Consider the following 16974-nt stretch of genomic DNA (forward strand, 5'->3'; position numbering starts at 1 on the left):
CGGGCGCCCGAATATGACCTATCCGCTGGAGGACATCGTCGTTCTGGACCTGAGCCAGATCTACAACGGTCCGTACGCGACCTATCTGATGGCCCTCGGAGGAGCCACGGTCATCAAGGTGGAGCCGCCGGGCGGAGAGTCGCTGCGACGCCGCGGTGAGGTCGGCGGCGCCGCCCTGCCCTTCGCCATGCTGAACGGCGGAAAGTCGTCCCTCGTCCTCGATCTCAAGACCGAGGAAGGCAAATCGGCCTTGCGCGCCCTCGCCGCCCAGGCGGATGTGATCGTCGAGAACTTCGCCCCTGGGGTCATGGACCGGCTTGGCCTCAGCTATGAGAGCCTGGCTGCGGAAAACCCGAAACTGATCTACGCCTCCAGCTCGGGGTACGGCCGCGATGGCCCCTACGCCGCCTATCCGGCCATGGATTTGACCATCCAGGCGATGGGCGCCGTCATGGACATCACGGGCTTCTCGGACCGCCCTCCGGTCAAGGCCGGCCCCGCGATCGCCGACTTCTTCGCCGGCATCCACCTTTACGGCGCGATCGCCACCGCCCTCTTCGACCGGCAACGCACGGGTGTCGCCCGCCGCGTCGAGGTATCGATGCAGGACGCCATCTATGCGTCGCTGAGCTCCAACCTGGGCATGCACTGGACCACATCGGGCGCAGGCCCGACCCGCACCGGAAATCGTCACGGCGGCCTCGCGGAGTCGCCCTACAATGTCTACCCGACCACCGACGGCTATATCGCCATCATCTGTGTGGGCGAGGTTCACTGGCGGGCGCTGTGCGGGGTCATGGGACAGCCTGAACTCGCGGAAGATCCCCGCTTCTCCAGCCTGAAGGCCCGGGTCGCCCATATGGACCTGATCGATGCGACAGTGGCGGACTTCACGCGTCAGCATTCCAAGGAAGCGCTCTTCAATCGCCTCATGGCCGCCAAGGTGCCGTGCGCGCCGGTCCGCACCCTGGAAGAGGTGATGACGGACCCGAACATGCATGCCCGGGGCGCCCTGCAGTGGCAGGATCATCCGGTGCTGGGCCGGATCGTCATCCAGCAGACCCCCTTCCGCTTTGACGGCGTGCCCCTGATCCCTATGGAGCCCAGCCACGCCCTAGGCGCCGACAACGCGAGAATCCTGAAGACGCGTCTGGGCCTGGATGATGCGGCGATCGCCCGCCTCACCCCCGCGAACTGAGAGGCTCTCATGTCCAAGGTGATCATCTCTTGCGCCGTCACCGGCTCGATCCACACCCCGTCGATGTCGCCGCATCTGCCGGTGACGGCCGAAGAGATCGCCGAGAGCGCGCTCGGGGCCGCGGAGGCCGGGGCCGCAATCGTCCACCTGCATGCGCGCAATCCCGTGGACGGTCGCCCGGATCAGTCGCCGGAAGCCTTCGAGCCCTTCCTCAAGACGATCAAACAGGCCTCGGACGTGGTCATCAACCTGACCACGGGCGGCTCGCCCTACATGTCCGTCGAGGAGCGGGTGCGACCCGCTGCGGTCTGGAAACCTGAAGTCGCCAGCCTGAACATGGGCTCGATGAACTTCGGCCTGTTCCCGATGCTGAAGCGCTACAAGGACTTCAAACATGAGTGGGAGCCGGCCATGCTGGAGGGCTCCCACGACCTGGTCTTCCGCAACTCCTTCAAGGACATCCGCTTCGCGCTTGAGACCCTGAACGAGACCGGCGCCCGCTACGAATTCGAGTGCTACGACACCAGCCACCTGCACAATCTTCACTACTTCTGGACCGAGGGTCTGGTGAAGGCCCCGCTGTTCATCCAGACCTGTTTCGGCCTTCTGGGCGGCATCGGTCCGCACCCTGAAGAGGTGCTGCACATGAAGCGCACCGCCGACCGGCTCTTCGGCGACAACTACCGCTGGTCGGTCCTCGGCGCCGGAGCTTCCCAGATGAAAGTGGCGGCCCAGGCCGCGGCCATGGGCGGTCACGTCCGGGTCGGGCTGGAGGACAATCTGTGGATCGGCAAGGGCGAGCTGGCGCCGTCCAACGCCGCTCAGGTGACCATGGTCCGGCGCATCCTCGAAGGTCTGGGTCTGGAGATCGCCAACCCGGACGAGGCGCGCGAAATCCTGTCTCTCAAGGGCGGCGACAAGGTCGCGTTCTGATGGTGTCGGTCAATCGCCAGTGCCGGCTGATCGCCCGGCCGACCGGCGTGGCCCAGGCCGAGCATTTCGCCATCGTCGATGGTGAGATCGCCGACCCGGCCGAGGGCGAGGTTCTGGTGCGCAATACCTTCCTTTCGGTCGAGCCCGCCATGCGTGGCTGGATCGCCGATCAAGGCAACTACTCCGCCCCGGTGGAGATCGGGGCCGTCATGCGGTCGCTGGCCGTGGGCGAGGTCGTGACGTCTTACCATCCGGACTATGCGGTAGGCGACGTCGTCACAGGCTGGTTCGGCTGGCAGCAATACGCCACGGTTCCGGCCTCCGGCATCATCCGAAAGGTTAAGGAGACAGACCTTCCCGCATCGCTCGCGCTCGGCGTTCTGGGCATCAACGGAATTACGGCGCTGCTGGCCCTGACGAAGATCGGCGACCCGAAGCCGGGCGAGACCGTCGTCGTCTCCACCGCCGCCGGCGCCGTCGGATCGGCGGCAGGCCAGATCGCGAAGATCCTCGGCTGCCGCACCGTCGGGATCGCCGGTGGTCCGGACAAGGTCCGGGCCTGCCTGGAGGACTTCGGCTATGACGCCGCCATCGACTATCGCGCGGGGCCGGTCGACGTTGCGTTGAAGGCCGCCTGCCCGGACGGCGTCGATGTCTATTACGACAATGTCGCCGGGCCGATCAGCGACGCCGTCTATCGCCAGATGGCGGTGAACGGCCGGATCGTCGTCTGCGGCACCGCCTCGATCGCCGACTGGTCTGACTGGCCGACGGGGCCGCGTGTCGAGCGCCACCTGCTGCGCCAGCGCGTGAGGATGCAGGGCTTTGTGGTGTTCGATCACATCGCCGAATACGAGCCCGCCATCGCCCGGCTCGCCGACTGGGTTCGTGCAGGACGGCTGGCGTATCGCGAGGATATCCTCGACGGCATCGAGGCCTGCCCCGACGCCCTCGCCGGCCTCTATCGTGGCGAGAACAGCGGAAAGCGCCTGATCCGACTCTGAGATCGGAATGGCCAATGGGAGATCACATCATGGACTTTGCGGGAAAGACCGCCTTTCTGACGGGCGCCGCCTCCGGGATCGGCCTGTCCGCGGCGCGCAAACTGGCTGAAGGCGGCGCCAACGTCATGCTCACGGATCGTGACGCCGAAGCTGTCGAACAGGCGGCCGCCTCCTTGCGGGACCAGGGCCTGATCGCCCAGGCGATCGTGCTTGACGTGCGCAGCGCCGACGCCGTCTCCACTGCGGTCCAACAGACCGTCGACCGCTTTGGAGGGCTGGATTTCGCGGTCAACAACGCCGGTATCGAAGGCAGCCGCCAACGGCTTGCCGATTATGATCTCGACCTCTGGCGCAACCTGATGGAGGTCAACCTCAACGCCGTCTTCTACGGCATGAAGGCCCAGATCCCCCATATGGTCGCAGCCGGTCGCGGTGCGATCGTCAACACGGCCTCGATCCTGGGCTTGCATGGACGCGCGACCGGCTCGGCTTACAGCGCCGCCAAGCACGGGGTCATCGGCATGACCAAGTCCGCGGCCATCGAATATGCGCCGGCGGGCGTGCGCATCAACGCCATCGCTCCGGGATACATCGAGACACCGCTACTGGCGTCGATCACCGAGGAAGCCCGTCAGATCCTGGTCGGCAAACATCCGATCGGTCGGCTGGGAACGGCTGATGAAGTCGCCGACGTCGCGGTCTTTCTTCTGTCCGAACAGGCGTCGTTCGTCACGGGAAGCGTCCATCTGGTGGACGGCGGCTTTCACGCCGTCTGAGGCCCTCCCGCCCGATCACGATCCGCTTCACAGGCCCGGATTGCTTGCGCCACCCGGCGAAGCATGGTTCCGTTCTCTTTGGATATCCGGTCCATCGCACCTCCGTTCAATGAGAGGTCGAGGCCGGAATCCGATCGATCCAGGGAGGGTCGGACCATGGAAATCAGGCATCTTCGCTATTTCGTAGCGATGGCGGAAACCGGCAGTTTGATGAAGGCCAGCGAGCGCCTTCACGTCGCCCAGCCGGCCCTCAGCGTTCATCTCGCCAACCTCGAGGCGGAGCTGGGCACCACCCTGGTGACACGCAGCAACCGGGGCGTGGAGCTGACGCCGGACGGCGCCTTCCTCTACGATCGCGCGGTCACGCTTCTGAAATACCACCAGGATTCGGTCTCGGCGTTGAAGGACCGGAACGCACGGCCGAGCGGCTACGTCTCCATCGGCCTGACATCCGCCATGCCTTCGCTTCTTGCCGCCGACCTTTATCGCGCTGCGCGCGAGGAGATGCCCGACGTCAGTCTCTACCTCGTCGACGCCAGCACCTCGGCCCTTTACGAATGGCTTCAGGAAGGCCGCATCGATCTGATCACCTGCTTTAATCTCCCGGAAACGCCTGAGCTGGAATCCGTGCCGCTCTACTGGGAAGATTATTGCCTGGTGGGCCGCAACAATGGCGAGCCCCACTCCGACGAAATCGATTTTGAAGACATCCTCGACCTGCCTCTGGCGATGCCGAGCGCGTCAACGACCTTGCGCAAGGCGCTCGACGACGCCGCCGCGCGCCGTGGCCTGCAGCTCGCGCCGCGCTTCGAGACGGAATCGGCGCAGGCTCTCAAAGCCCTTGCGCGCTCCGGCGAATGTTTCGCCGTTTTGCCCCGCGCCTGTGTTCATGAGGACGTCGTCTCGGGCGTCCTACAGGCCCGACGCGTGGTCAACCCGGACATGCGGGGTCTGATGACACTGGTCAGTCTTGCCAGCCGCCCGCTGGGCCCCGCACAGCTGGCGGTTCGGGATCTCGTCCAGCGCCTGACGCGCAAGATGGCGGATGACATGGAGAAGGAGGATCGCGTGATCTCCAACCCTGTGATCCGCAGCATGCCGACCTCGCTGTTCCCGAATTCCCAAGGACGACGGCGCGCAAACCTCCGCGCCGTCTGACCGCCCCTCGGGGTCAGGAGGCGCTGGCGGTCGTCGGGGCCGCAGACCTGCCGCCGATGTGAAACCCCTCGTAGCCGCGTTCGGCAACATCGCGGGTCTTGGCCGCATAGGTCGACCAGCCCCCGACGTAGGGCATGAACACGCGCGGCTTTCCGGGAACGTTCGCCCCCATATACCAGGACGCGGCCTTGCCGTAGAGCGTGGGCGCCGCAACCTCGTTGACGTGGTCCACCCATGCATCTTCGGCCGCCCGGTCCGCCTCGATGAGGGCGTCCGGCCCGGCGCCGAGCGCGGAGATACAGTCCATGATCCAGTCCACGTTCTGCTCGACGGACATGACCATATTGCTCAGGACGGACGGGCTCCCCGGTCCGTTGACCATGAACAGATTAGGGAACCCGGCCGTCATCATTCCCAGATAGGTCCTCGGTCCCGCAGCCCATTTTTCCTTCAGAACCTCGCCCTCGGCGCCGCGGATGTCGATGGCCGAAAGGGCGCCGGTCATCGCGTCGAAACCCGTCGCCATGACGAGATCATCGATCGGGTACTCTCCCGCCGACGTCACCACGCTATGGGCCGTAACTCGCTCGATAGGCTCCGACCGAAGGTCCGCCAGATAGACGTTCGGCCGGTTGTAGGTTTCATAATAGTCGGTCGCGACGCAGATCCGTTTGGAGCCGACCGGATAGTCTCGCGGAGTCAGCTTCTGGACGATGTCGGGGTCCTGGACGATGTCCGCGATCTTCTCGCGGATGAAATCGGCCACGAGCGCGTTGGACTGCTCATTCCGCAAGATGTCGTTGTAGGCGTAGAGGAAGTTGGAGCCACCGTTCCGCCAACGCCGCTCCAGCTCCGTTCTGCGCTCTTCCTCCGACACGTCCAGCGCGGACTTGTCGCCATATTCGTAGAGCATGGCTGATCGGGTCTGACGCGCCCTATCCCGGTGGGCGTCGTAGTTTTCCTTCCAGTCAGCGACCTCGTCGTCGGACAGGAGGCGGTTGCGGGCGGGAACAGCGAAGTTCGGCGTACGCTGGAAGACCGTCAGATTCTCGGCCTGGGCGGCGATCTGCGGGATGGCCTGGACTGCGGAGGAACCGGTGCCGATGACGCCGACCTTACGGCCGGTGAAGTCCACGCCCTCCTGCGGCCAGCGGCCGGTGTGCAGCATCCGACCTTCGAAGGTTTCGATCCCCTCGATGTCCGGCAAACGCGAAGCCGACAGACTGCCGGTCGCCATGATGCAGTAGCGCCCCTCATAGGTGTCGCCACGATCCGTTCGAACCGCCCAGTGGTTCCCGGCCTCGTCGTAATGAGCGGCTTCCACCCGGGTCTCGAAACGGATCATGCCGCGCAGGTCGAACCGGTCGGCGACGTGCTGAATATAGGACAGGATTTCCGGCTGGGCGGCATACTTCTCGCTCCAGGTCCACTCCTGCTGAAGCTCAGGCGAGAAGGAGAAGGAGTACTGCAGGCTCGGCACATCGCAACGCGCGCCCGGATAGCGGTTCCAGTACCAGGTACCGCCGACGTCATCGCCGGCTTCCAAGGCGATGACGGACAGGCCCATCTTCCGGAGCCGGTACAGGAGGTAAAGGCCCGCGAAGCCGGCCCCGACCACGATGACGTCATATCGGCGGCTTGAAGAAGTGTCTGCGGCTTGGGGGGTGCTCATCACTGTACCTGAACGGAGGCGAGGACTCGAAAGGCGAAAAAAGCAAAAGAGTGGCCGACCGCCTGACGGCGGCCGGCCAGTCGGGGAGGAAACGCTAGAAGTTGGAGGTCAACCGCACGCCGAAGGTGCGCGGTCGGGAATAGGCGCCCTGATCACCGAGAACGGCGGAGGACACCGTGGCCAGATGGTCGGAATCGGTCAGGTTCTGTCCCCACAGGGCGATCTTGTACTGGCCGTCCGCCGTGGTCCACGACACCTGACCGTTGATGGTCGTATAGGCGTCCTGCTTGATCCGGTCGTCGACGCCCCAGTTGTAGCCGCCGTTGTAGTAGATGTTTCCGGACATGTTCAGATCGCCGGAGAAAGCCCGGAAGGTGTAGTCCATGCTCAGGCTGGCGGTAACCTCGGGAACCCGCGTCATCCGGTGCCCGCTCGCGTCGATGATCACTGCGGTGTTGCCGCCCCCGGGTCTGGCCACGAAGGATTGTGCCAGCGGGAAGCTGTCGTATTTGGCGTCGAGATAGGCCGCGCTGACGACGATGTTGAACGCGGGCGCCGGTCTCAGGGTGACGTCGCCCTCGATCCCGTTGATGGTCGCCGACGCGGCGTTCTGCAGGATCACGGAGGCGTTGTTCGGATCGGGAGACCGCGCGAAGATCTGGATGTCCTGATAGTCGGTCGTGAACGCCGCAACATTGGTCCGCAGCCACGGCAGGGGATCCGATTTGATCCCCACTTCCCAGCTCTTGACCTGCTCGGGATCGACCGGGACGGGCGCGAAGCCGGTGGCGTTGAACACCCCGGACTTGAAGGCCGTCGCGTAGCGCAGATAGGCCTTGGTCTTGTCGCTGATCGCATAGTCCAGCGAGGCCGAAGGGTTGAAGCTGTCCCACGATTTCTCGGTGAACGGCAGGACCTGGGTATTGGTGCCGTTCCGCGCCTGGGCGTTTTTGGTATCGTTGCTGTAGCGACCGCCGACGGTGAGGCTCAATGCTTCGGTGATGTCGTAGCTGCCCTGAGCATAGACCGCCCAGGCTTCGGCGTGAGTGTCGGTGTAGATCAGGCCGCCGTTGAGATTGCGCGGATTCTGGCCCGCGCTGTTCTTGAAGTAGAATGCGCCAACAACCCAACTGAACGGACCGTCGCCAGCCGAAGCTGCGAAGAGCTCCTGATTGAAGCTCTCGTCATACTGGTTCGAAGCCAGCCGGAACGCGTTCACGGGCGTCATGTCGATATCGGCCGAATAGGCCAGCTCGTTCTCCTGGTACCCGGAGATCGCCGTCAGGGTGAAGGGCTCAAACTGACGCACGATCGTCAGGCTGGCACCTTTCTGCGTCGTGCTCAGGCTGGGTGCGAAGCCCAAATCCTGCGAACTGCGCAAGCAGCACGTCTCGATCGGCACGGTCGGATTGGCCTGACGCGCGATCGTGTTGCCATTCAGCGCAAAGTTCGCGATCGAGCTGTCGTCGTAGCGGTCGGCGTAGGTCGCCGCGAGCGTGATTGTAGTCAGATCGTCGGGCGTGAACTGCAACTTGCCGCGCAGGGTGATGCTGTCGATGCTCCCGAAATGACGGCTATTGGTGACGTCATAAACATAGCCGTCATCCTTGATGTAGTCCGCGCCGAAGCTGGCGGCCACGAGGTCTGAACCACCGTTCAGGTAAAGGTTCGCCGACCGCTCATTGTAGCTTCCATAGCCGATTGAGGCCTTGCCCCTGAACCCGGGACGCGGCGACTCCGTGATGATGTTGATGGCCCCGCCCGTCGCGTTGCGCCCCAGCAGAGTGCCTTGCGGACCCCGCAGAACCTCGATGCGCTCGATGTTGCTGAGCTCGAACAGGGCGCCGACGACAAAGGGTTGATAGACGCCGTCAAGGTAGATCGGCACCACCGACTCGTCGCCCGGATTGACGCCCCGCGTGCCGATGCCGCGGATGGCCGCCTGCGGGGCGTAGCTGTTCAGGGTGAAGGAAAGACTGGGGGTCACCGTGGCGAGGTCTCGGGTGTTGACCACGCCAGCATTCTCCAGCTGCTCGCTCCCGAAGGCCGAGATGGCGGCGGGAATATCTTGGACCCTCTCCGAACGGCGCTGCGCCGTGACGACGACTTCATCCAGTGACGTCGTCGCCTGCGGCTCCTGTGCCTCGGCGTCTGCGGGACCCGTCGATTGGGCGAAGGCGGGAGCCGCCGTCATCAGGAGAGCGCCGAGCGACGCTCCCAAAAGGAACTCTGAACGAGACTGCGAATAACGGCTCTTGCGAGTGAACATTTGATGCCTCCCATGTGGCGTGGATGCCCGCTTGACGCCCGAAGGCGCCAGCAAGTCTTGTCCTTGGCTTTCGACAGACGTTCGTCCGCCACCGGCCTGATCTATGCTGTCGATCAAGGCCCGGCATGAAAGGAGTGGCATTGGCCACTGTGTATCGGAACTAGCAAATGCCTCTGTCGCCTATAGCGACGCCGTATGAGGCCGCCATCGTCAAAAGCGATATCCAGCGGACATGAGCACGGAACCCGAACTCTATCCCGTCCCCGCCGACTGGGCGGCGAAGGCGCATATGGACCGGGCGGGCTATGAGGCGGCGCGGGTCGCGGCGCGCGACACGCCCGACGCCTTCTGGGCCGAGGCGGCGAAGCGTCTGGACTGGATCACCGCGCCGACGAAGATCAAGGACGTGTCGTTCGCGAAGGACGACTTCCACATCCACTGGTTCGCCGACGGCGTGCTGAACGTGGCGTACAACTGCGTCGACCGGCACCTGGCCGAACGCGCCGATCAGACGGCGATTCTCTTCGAGGGCGACGATCCGTCGGTCTCGGGCGCCATCACCTATGCGGAGCTGCACCGTCAGGTCTGCCGCATGGCCAATGTGCTCAAGGACCTCGGTGTCCAGAAGGGCGACCGCGTCACCATCTATCTGCCGATGATCCCGGCCGCCGCCGTGGCCATGCTGGCCTGCGCCCGCATCGGGGCCATCCACTCCGTCGTCTTCGGCGGCTTCAGCCCCGACAGCATCGCCGGCCGCATCGAGGACTGCGGCTCGACTGTGGTCATCACCGCCGACGAGGGCCTGCGCGCCGGCAAGCGGATCGCGCTCAAGGCCAATGTCGACGAGGCCCTGACCAAGGTGTCGGTCGAAAAGGTGCTGGTCTTCGCCCACACCGGCGCCGACGTGCCGATCGTCGAGGGCCGCGACGTGCGGTTCGAGGAGGCGGTGAAGACCGTCAGCGACGACTGTCCCTGCGAGCCGATGGCCGCCGAGGATCCGCTGTTCATCCTCTACACCTCGGGCTCGACCGGCAAGCCCAAGGGGGTGATGCACACCACCGGCGGCTATCTGTTCTGGGCCAGCTACACCCACGAACTGGTCTTCGATTATCGCCCCGGCGAGGTCTTCTGGTGCACCGCCGACGTGGGCTGGGTCACGGGCCACAGCTACGTCGTCTATGGCGCGCTGGCCAACGCCACCACGACCCTGATGTTCGAGGGGGTGCCCAACTATCCCGACAACGGCCGCTTCTGGTCGGTGGTCGACAAGCACAAGGTCGAGATCTTCTACACTGCGCCGACCGCCCTGCGCGCCCTGATGCGCGACGGCGACGAGCCGGTGAAGCGCTATAGCCGCAAGTCCCTGCGCCTGCTGGGTTCGGTGGGCGAGCCGATCAATCCCGAGGCCTGGCGCTGGTATCATGAGGTCGTCGGCGAGGGCCGGCTGCCGATCGTCGACACCTGGTGGCAGACCGAGACGGGCGGCATCCTCGTCTCCCCCCTGCCCGGCGCCACCGACCTCAAGCCCGGTTCGGCGACCAAACCCCTGCCGGGCGTGGAGCTGGAACTGGTCGATGCGGACGGTGTGGTGCTGGACGGCCCCAACAGCGGCAACCTCGTCATCACCGACAGCTGGCCGGGCCAGATGCGCGGCGTCTGGGGCGACGACCAGCGCTTCTTCGACACCTATTTCAGCGCCTATCCGGGCAAGTATTTCACCGGCGACGGCTGCCGCCGGGATGAGGACGGCTATTACTGGATCACCGGCCGGGTCGACGACGTCATCAACGTCTCGGGCCATCGGATGGGCACCGCCGAGGTGGAGAGCGCCCTTGTCCTGCACGACGACGTCGCCGAGGCCGCCGTGGTCGGCTTCCCCCACGGCATCAAGGGCCAGGGCATCTACGCCTTCGTCACCCTGAACGCCGGCGTCGTCCCCTCCGACGACCTGCGCAAGGCCCTCATCGCCCGGGTCCGCCACGAAATCGGCCCCATCGCCGCCCCCGACGCCATCCAGTTCGCCCCCGGCCTGCCCAAGACCCGCTCCGGCAAGATCATGCGGCGGATCCTGCGCAAGATCGCGGAGAACGACCTGGGGTCGCTGGGGGATACGTCGACGCTGGCGGATCCAAGTGTGGTCAAGGATCTGGTGAAGAACAGGGTGGGGTGAGCGTGGCAGCCGCAGATGCTCGCACATCGCCAGGACGCGACTATGCCGGATCGGTCCTCGCCGTTCCTATCCGTAGTCACCGCCTGGAGATGGTCCGGGCCAGATGCCATCCAGCTTCTGAATATTCTGGCTTCCAACTAGGATGATCCACCGTCAGGTGGCGATGAAGGCTCGGCGACGACGCGACTGTCGGTAAACCTGACGACCTGCCAAATGTCGGGAGAGCGCCATAAGCGGACACTCAACCGCAGTCGGAAAGTCGACATTGGTCGACGGGTCGCACTAATAGCTTCCGGTCAGACGCGCTTCTATTGTCTCAACGAACGCAAGTTCGGCCGGGTCGATCACGCCGTCTGCATCCACGATCCGTCGAACAGACCGCCGGAGGAGCCGACCGTCTTCCGGTCTGACGCGTGACAGTGAGCGGAAGAAGCTGGCGTGATCGGGCGTCAGAAGGGAGAGGCGTCCCCGCAACAGGCCCTCGTCGAGAGCGCCGTCCTCGTAGCGGTCGAAGACGTGAACCAGAAGCTGGTCTTGTTCGTCGGGATCGAACCGCCCATCCGACGCCCCAACAACGGTGAGGATCGTCAGATCGTCCGAGCACAAGCGGAACGCACGGTCCTCGTGGCTCTCGGCAACGGTCAGGAGCGGGTGGCCAAGGAAGAACGCGCGAGGATCGCCATGCACCTCACCGGTCGAGACATCGAAGACCTCAAGTACCCTGTCCAGAGAGAAGCGTCGCGCACGCTGCCGGAGGTGACAGAAGCACAGCAACAGCGGACCCGAGCGCCCTGTCTCGATCTTGCGGACCGTGACGATCCGCTGAGACACGTTCCCCGCTACGTCTTCGTAGACAAGATGGAAGACGATCGGCACCGTCTCCGCCATATCGGCGGCGCCCGCCATCTCGACGCTGTCCTCGGCATCTGCGGTCGAGGCCTTACCGCCGATGTTCAGGAATCGGGTCGCGGCAGCCTGTGCCCCCAGCGCTGCCTTCACCGTCACGAAGTGATCGAGACTTACCCAACTCATGCTGCGACCTTCCGCACGACCAAGTCTCCCTTGATCGTCACGACGTCGGCGGCATCGAGGCGGTCGACGCCGGCTTGCAGGACTTCCTTCAACTGGGCGCTGGTGGCCGAGAAGCCGAATGCCCGCGAGGCGGCCTGAACGAGGTCATCCCGGCCTGCGCCGTAGTTGGCGTCGATGATGGTCAGGAGCACCTGATCGATCTCGGCCGGCGGCAGAGCCTCCGGCTTCCGCAGCGACAGCGATGTCACCATCGATCGATCCCGGCCCACTACCGCCTGTTCGGGCGCCGAGTAGAAGGGCCCGCCCAAGATCAGACCGTGCTGAACCGCAGCCGTGACAGCCCGCTCTACGGCCGCTCGGATGCGGGAGCCCGCCTTGCCCACACCCCAAAGAATTCGGATGCGGGTGACGATCTGGTCGATATGAATTGGGCCTTCGACCTGAACGACCTTGACCACATAGGCGGCCATCTGAGCCAGAGAGGTTTCGTGAGGCTCAACCGCGCGGTTCACAGGGAAGTCGGCCTCGACATACAGATTGCGGTCCGACACGAACGTCGATCCGGCCTCCATCACCGCAGTGACGACCTCGTAGTCATCGACCCGTTCCGCCTCGAAGGAGACCGGCACGGCGCGGGCGGGCTTGTAACCGTCCTCGTCGCGCGCAGCCCACTCGGCCCTCGCGGCGGCGATGGCATCCTCGATCTTCTTCAACTCGGCTTGTGGACGCAGATACCAGTCGGCGCTCCAGACCCGATGGATGATCCAGCCGTGGGCTTCTAAGACCTGCTGACGCAGGCGGTCACGGTCCCGCGCCGACCGCGACGAATGGAACTGGGCGCCGTCGCACTCGATGCCGAGGGTAAACCGGCCCGGCTTGTCGGAGTCCGAGACGGCGAGATCGACGCGGAAGCCCGATGCGCCGATCTGGCGTTTGACGTCGTAGCCCAGAGCCTGGAGCCGTTCACAAACCTGGATTTCGAACTCGCTGTCGAAATCCTCACCCGTGACTTCCCCCAGACCGAAATGGCCGGTTTCGGCGAAGGTCAGGAACAGTTTGAGAGCCGTGACGCCCCTGGCTCTGGACCGTTCGAGGTCGACGTCGGCACCAGTGAAGTTGCAGAAGACCTCGCACCGCAGCTTCGCCCGCGAGATCAGGACGTTAAGGCGGCGCTCGCCGCCTTCACCGCTGAGGGGACCGAAGGCGTGGGCGAGATAGCCCTGCTCGGTCTTGCCGTAGCCCACCGAGATGAAGATGACGTCGCGCTCGTCCCCCTGGATGTTCTCCAGGTTCTTGACGAAGAAGGGCTCGTTGGAGGCGCCGCTGAAGAATTCCTCGACGTCGGGGTTGGCCCGCCGCAGCAATTCCAGGTCCTTCAAAACCGCCTGCCGTTGCGCGACCGAGAAGGTGGCGACGCCCAAGGTCTGCTCTGGGCTGGTTCGGGCGTGGTGGATGACCGCCTCGGCGACGGCCTTCGCTTCCTTGGGATTGGTCCGTGTGCCGCCTCTGTCGTAGGCGGTGTCCTTCATTAGGTTGAACTTCAGCCCCATGCCGGCGACGTCGTCATAGGGGCTGGGCACGATGAACAGCTTGTTCTCGTAGAACTCGCGATTGGAGACCGCGATCAGGGACTGGTGCTTGGAGCGGTAGTGCCAGCTCAGCATCCGGTGGGGCACTCCCTTGGCCAGACAAAGTTCAAGGATGCTTTCGGCGTCCTTGGCCTGGATGGTGATCCCGTCGTCGCTTTCCTCGGGGTCTTCCTCCCCCGTCAACTTCTTGAAGAAGGCAGTCGGCGGCAACTGGCGCTCGTCGCCGACGACGACGATCTGATTGACGCGGGCGATCGCGCCCAAGGAGTCGACAGGCTCGATCTGGCTGGCTTCGTCCATGACCAGAAGGTCGAACTGCATGCCGCCCGGCTTCAGGAACTGGGCGACCGACAGCGGGCTCATCATGAAGACGGGCTTGAGTTGCTGAATCGCAGGCCCGGCCTGTTCCAACAGGACGCGGATGGGCTTATGGCCACGCTTGCGGGCGATCTCGGCATTCAGCACGCCAAGGGGACCGATCCCAGCAGCGCCGCGCGGACGTCCCTCGGCATGGGCGGCGACGATCTGCTCCTGGGCGAGACCGATGCGGGCTTTATCCAATTGCCGGAACGAAGCCACCTGATTGTTGTGACCGTCGCCATCGAAGGCGCGCAGTTCCGGCCACGCCGTGAAAAGCGTGACGCGTAGGACCTCCGCGTAGGCCCGCTCGAAAGCCGGGCCGAGCGTCCTGTGGTCGAGCTGACCATCGTGAAGTCCATCGACCAAGCTTCCGGCGCCGAGATCGCTCAAGGCCCTGGCGCGTGTTGCGAAGGCGATGAAGCGGCTGATGCCCTCAAGGTCTTCAAGCCATTCCGTTAGACGGCTGGCGAGAATATCGAGCGCTATGGCGGGTGTATCCCTGACCCCGAAGGCCCGCTTCAAATCGAGATCGAGTTCCGCGACGATCGCGTCCAAGCGTGTTTCCAGGTCCGGCAGAGCCTTCGACAGGCCAGCCCGCGCTTTCTCAATCCGCGTCGTGTCATCGACCTCCGACAACCGCGCCCAGACGACGTGTGGCAGGGCTTCGTGAGTGCGACGCCAAGCCAGGATGGCATCGAGTTGCCCCCAGTCTGATCTCTCTCCCTTCCAAGCTGAACCGAAGGCGGCTCCGGCCGGCCCTGCGGCAAGGAAGGCAGCCTTCGCGTTCTGGGCAGCCGTCATGCGGTCGACGAGTGCGATCCGCTCGGCGGGGGTCTTGGGCAGAGGCGCGGTCAGATAAGATCGAAGGAGCGCGATCTGGGCGCGATAGTCGCTGTCAAGGAAGCGGAACAGGCCGGCGCCCTTGGTGACGATCGCGGTGCGGATGGCAGCGAAATCGGCGGCTTGACCAGTTTGGTTGAAAGCCTGCTCGGCGTTCGCCCACGCTGCGACATAGGCGCGCCCAGCGTCGATCAGGCGCTGAAGGGCGTCTGGGTCGTTCCATGTCGTCGACGTCAGCGCCTGACGATCGAGCCCAGACGGCAGAGGCGTCACCGAGAGACACGCCATCGAATGCTTGAGATCGGCTACCGACCTCGGCGCTTCGCCCCCCAGAACGTCGACACTGAGGGCGCCGTGCTGCTCGGCTTCGGTCTTCGCGCGCGCCAGCGTCTGAATTCGGTCTCCGAGGGCGTGACGTTCGACCGGGTCTATGGCGTCCCGGCGCACACCACGCCAGACATTAGCTGGCGCGGGACCCAGAGCACGAGAACGCTCAGCTACATCAGCGATGACCTCGCGCAGTGCAGCGACGCCCGCTCTGTCCCAAAGGTCCGCGCCGGTCAGGACATAGCCGGCAGGCGCGGTGGATTCCTGAGACCGGGCGAGTAGCCCCAAGATCGCCTGGGGTGTTAGGCCGCTGGGCTTCAAAGGCTCGTGCAAGCGTCTGGCGAACGCATTCAGGGCGCCGCTCGTCTCGCCCAGTTTGTCGATGACGCTCAGGTCACCCCGCGCCGGCCTGTGCTGGGCGTCTCGTGTCCGCTTCAGTTCTTCGAGGACAGTGCGCTTGTTGACCTTGTTGGAGTGAAGCTCAAGGGTCAGCGGCCCAAGCCCGACCTGCCGAAGACGGCGGTGGACGACATCCAGGGCCGCCATCTTCTCGGCGACGAACAGGACCTTCTTCCCGCGCGCAACGGCGGCAGCGATGATGTTGGTGATCGTCTGCGACTTGCCGGTTCCGGGCGGCCCCTTGACCACCAGGGATCGTCCACCGGCGGCCTCGGCGATGACGACGGTCTGGGAACTGTCGGCGTCGACGACATGATGGAGTTCGAGCGGTTTGATGACGTCGTCGATGGCGTCGTGGTCGCCAATTAGCGGAGCGCTATCCGGGAACCCGTCGCGCAGCAGAGCGCCGATCATCTCGCGGGTGTCGATGCCGGCTTCGGCGGGCCAGTTGTCGGGATCGAGGTCCCGATACATCAGGAACTTGGAGAACGAGAAGAAGCCCAGCACCATGGAGTCGGGCAGAACCTCCCAGCGCTTATGGTTGGACACCGTCTCCGCGATGCGCGCGCAGTAGCCCGCCAGATCGACCTCGTCCTCGTCCTTGAAGTCCTCGATCGTAAGGGCGAACTCGACCTTCATCTTGGCCTGAAGCGTCAGGTTTGGCGACGGAGGTTCGTCGCGCCAGCGCAGCTTGAATTTGTCGGCCGCGCTGGTGCGCTCCAGCTTCACGGGCAGCAGAACAAGCGGCGCATGTCGCGCGATGTCGGACGTGTCGCTGTCGAACCAGCGCAGAAGGCCGATGGCCAGGTAGAGGATGTTGACACCCTGTTCCTGCTCCAGCGTCTGGGCGTCATACCAGACGTCGAACAGCCGCTTCTGAAGCCCTTCCGACGTCAGCCGGGTCTGGAGGCGGGTGTCGGTGTGCCGGGATGCCACGCCGCGTTCGTCGACAGCATCATCGCCGGGCTGGGGAATGCCGCCGGTGATGTCGTCGTCGGGGTCGAGTTCCGCACGGTCGGCTTCGCTCAACTGAACGCCGGGCACGAAGCTGAGGGCCTTGTTGGAGGTCAGCAGTCGGAACACCTCGACCGACTTTTCATCGACGATCTCAATGGCGCGGTTGTTCTTGGTCCGCAGCGGCGTGTTTAGCAGGCGGTTGCGGGTCGAGAGGTCGAGGAGCGCGTTGCGTTCCTTCAACAGCCGGTCGCGAATTGAAATGATGGCGTCGCCGTCGGCCATGCTCAGCC

At 64.6% G+C, this 16974-nt stretch carries 10 protein-coding genes; 6 read left to right on the top strand and 4 right to left on the bottom strand.

Translation table 11 applies throughout. The features are described 5' to 3' along the window. Nucleotides 1-13 precede the first annotated feature (13 nt). The 5 genes from ACW172_RS01375 to ACW172_RS01395 all read left to right on the top strand — a co-directional run bounded on the left by ACW172_RS01375 (nucleotide 14) and on the right by ACW172_RS01395 (nucleotide 5069). Nucleotides 14-1198, top strand: coding sequence for a CaiB/BaiF CoA transferase family protein (locus ACW172_RS01375; protein WP_492033413.1), 1185 nt, complete (start codon nucleotides 14-16; stop codon nucleotides 1196-1198). Nucleotides 1199-1207: 9 nt separating this feature from the next. Beyond that, nucleotides 1208-2131, top strand: coding sequence for a 3,5-dioxohexanoate:acetyl-CoA acetone transferase (kce, locus tag ACW172_RS01380; protein WP_492033414.1), 924 nt, complete (start codon nucleotides 1208-1210; stop codon nucleotides 2129-2131). Next, nucleotides 2131-3135 carry an NADP-dependent oxidoreductase gene (locus ACW172_RS01385; protein WP_492033415.1) on the top strand — a complete coding sequence of 335 codons (1005 nt, stop codon included), beginning with the start codon at nucleotides 2131-2133 and terminating at the stop codon, nucleotides 3133-3135. Before kce ends, ACW172_RS01385 begins: the two co-directional genes overlap by 1 nt. 29 nt (nucleotides 3136-3164) lie before the next feature. Then, nucleotides 3165-3911 carry an SDR family NAD(P)-dependent oxidoreductase gene (locus ACW172_RS01390; RefSeq protein ID WP_492033416.1) on the top strand — a complete coding sequence of 249 codons (747 nt, stop codon included), beginning with the start codon at nucleotides 3165-3167 and terminating at the stop codon, nucleotides 3909-3911. 156 nt (nucleotides 3912-4067) lie between these two features. Continuing rightward, a complete protein-coding gene (locus ACW172_RS01395) occupies nucleotides 4068-5069 on the top strand; it encodes a LysR family transcriptional regulator (RefSeq protein WP_492033417.1) in 1002 nt (333 codons plus the stop codon). 13 nt (nucleotides 5070-5082) lie between these two features. On the opposite strand, the gene ACW172_RS01400 is transcribed toward ACW172_RS01395, so the two are convergent. Together ACW172_RS01400 and ACW172_RS01405 are read right to left on the bottom strand one after the other, a co-directional pair. Then, entirely contained in the window at nucleotides 5083-6741 is a 1659-nt protein-coding gene (locus ACW172_RS01400) for a flavin-containing monooxygenase (protein ID WP_492033418.1), read from the bottom strand. Between the two features lie 94 nt (nucleotides 6742-6835). Continuing rightward, a complete protein-coding gene (locus ACW172_RS01405; protein WP_492033419.1) occupies nucleotides 6836-9064 on the bottom strand; it encodes a TonB-dependent receptor in 2229 nt (742 codons plus the stop codon). 178 nt (nucleotides 9065-9242) lie between these two features. On the opposite strand from ACW172_RS01405, the gene acs reads away from it, so the two are divergent. Beyond that, complete coding sequence (acs, locus tag ACW172_RS01410; protein WP_492033420.1) at nucleotides 9243-11180, top strand: acetate--CoA ligase; 1938 nt, start codon at nucleotides 9243-9245, stop codon at nucleotides 11178-11180. Nucleotides 11181-11462: 282 nt separating this feature from the next. Here the strand turns inward: acs and ACW172_RS01415 are convergent, their stop codons facing one another. Continuing rightward, nucleotides 11463-12212 carry a tellurite resistance TerB family protein gene (locus ACW172_RS01415; RefSeq protein WP_492033421.1) on the bottom strand — a complete coding sequence of 250 codons (750 nt, stop codon included), beginning with the start codon at nucleotides 12210-12212 and terminating at the stop codon, nucleotides 11463-11465. Continuing rightward, the gene (locus ACW172_RS01420) at nucleotides 12209-16966 is read right to left on the bottom strand and encodes a DUF3320 domain-containing protein (RefSeq protein WP_492033422.1); all 4758 of its coding nucleotides are present in this window, start codon (nucleotides 16964-16966) and stop codon (nucleotides 12209-12211) included. Before ACW172_RS01420 ends, ACW172_RS01415 begins: the two co-directional genes overlap by 4 nt. Nucleotides 16967-16974: the final 8 nt, after the last annotated feature.

The sequence above is a fragment of the Brevundimonas sp. ALps5 genome (assembly GCF_058681645.1).